This is a genomic window from Parabacteroides sp. ZJ-118 (assembly GCF_011038785.1).
Lineage (GTDB): Bacteria > Bacteroidota > Bacteroidia > Bacteroidales > Tannerellaceae > Parabacteroides.
On sequence record NZ_JAAKDT010000095.1, the window covers coordinates 1 to 1,988 of the forward strand.

The window sequence follows — 1,988 nt, forward strand, 5'->3', positions numbered from 1 at the left end:
CAATAATATTCCTCTGTTAGACAGTCACGGACACTTGATTGTTAAGCATGACCTTTTCAATCATGATGGTTTGACACAAGACGGAATTGCGGAAGCATTTTCAGAGTTTGCAAAGAAAGAGCATCTCCCGACTTCGTCGTTTTTGATGGTTCAAAAGAAACCATATTTGATAATCAGACCGTTTACTTGTAAAAAGAGTGATTTAGGGTGACGCGAGCCCTCGGGTGGCTACCAAATGGCGAAGTCCGATGTACTACATATACCGTATCAATCGTTATATTTGCAGTATGTTTGTGCGTAGGAAGAAGAATCGATCCGGGTCAACCAGCGTTGTGGTGGTAGACAAACATGGAGGCAAGTTCAAGGAACTCCATACTGTCGGCATTGGCCTAAGCGAAGATGAGATTTCTGCGTTATGCGAAAAAGGGCATCAATGGATCAAGAATCATCTTGGCATTCAGGAATTGGATTTTGAGGGGTCGGAAAACAAAGGCCGAGAAATAGAGATGACGCAGACGGTGCTCGACAATGTCGATGCCATCCTTCTCAATGGAGCGAAGCTTATCATTGACAAGGCATATGACTCCATAGGATTCAACAGGATAGGAGACAATGTGCTGCGCCAGCTTGTAGTGGCACGTCTATGCCAGCCTATGAGCAAGATGGCTACGGTGGATTACCTCAAGAGTCATTTCGATGAAGATGTCAATCTCAGCAAGATATACCGTTATTTGGACAAACTCTATAACACGCAACAGGCGGCAGTCCAACGCATCAGCGTGGAGCATACCTTTGCAGTATTGGGCGGTCGGGTTGAGATGCTTTTTTATGATGTCACATCGCTGTACTTCGAGAGTTTTCGTGAGGATGTGCTACGCACACCGGGATTCTCCAAGGACGGAAAGACAGCGGAGACGCAGATAATCCTGGGGCTGTTGGTCTGTGAGAACGGCTATCCCTTGGCTTATTCGTTATTCAACGGGGCACAATACGAGAGCTATACCATGATACCCGTCATTGACGATTTCAAGCAACGTTTCGGGGTTGACGATTTTATAGTGGTGGCCGATTCGGGATTCATGATAAAGCGCAACATCGAGCTGTTGCGAAGTGGAGAATACAAATTCATTGTGGGTGGCAGAATCAAGAAGCAGGGTAAGGATGTCAACGATTGGATTCTGTCGCTGCCCCACGAGGACGATGTGTTCCACGAAAAGGAACTGGACAATGGAGACCGCCTAATCGTTACCTATAGTTCCAAACGGGCTTCCAAAGATGCCTACAACAGGCAGAAAGGCGTGGAACGGCTAAAGAAAACATACGCATCGGGCAAGATAACCAAGGACAAAATCAACAAACGCGGTTACAGCAAGTTTCTGAAGATAGATAACGATGTCTCTGTCAGCATTGACGAAGAAAAGATTAAGGAAGACGAAAAGTGGGACGGTCTGAAAGGCTATGTTACCAATACTGAACTTGGCGCAAAGGAGGTCGTAGCCCAATACAGAGGGCTTTGGGTGGTCGAGAGAGCGTTTCGAGTATCCAAAGGCACGCTGGAGACTCGTCCGATATTCCACTTCACGGAAAAGCGGATAGAGGCGCATGTATGTCTGTGCTTCGTGGCATACAAAGTGTATAAGGAGCTGGAAAGAATCATCCACATGCTCGAACTGGATATGAGCGTTGATACAGGATTGAAAATTGCCAAAACCATAACGACAATACGCCTACGTCTTCCATTGAACGGCAAATCTATCAGTCGAACCATGCTGCTGACCCCGGATCACATGTCAGTCAAGCCACTTTTAGACCACCTTGGCGTTTAGGGTGACGCAATGACGAAGTCAGGAAATGAGTGATGGTAAGCGTCCAAGCACAGCCTGAGTAAAACCGACTACATTCGCGGCTGTAACATTAATCTTGATAAATTATGTATTACAGCAACGAAGATTTTGAAAACTTTTACATTCGCTACAAGGCGGAGGGTC

2 protein-coding genes are annotated in these 1,988 nt (G+C 46.2%); both read left to right on the forward strand.

The window, feature by feature from the left end:
* A partial coding sequence (locus tag G7Y39_RS13580; RefSeq protein WP_206225181.1) for a hypothetical protein occupies positions 1 to 211 on the forward strand: 211 nt, incomplete at its 5' end.
* A gap of 37 nt (positions 212 to 248) precedes the next feature.
* Complete coding sequence (locus G7Y39_RS13300) at positions 249 to 1,826, forward strand: IS1634 family transposase (protein WP_241160068.1); 1,578 nt, start codon at positions 249 to 251, stop codon at positions 1,824 to 1,826.
* Positions 1,827 to 1,988: the final 162 nt, after the last annotated feature.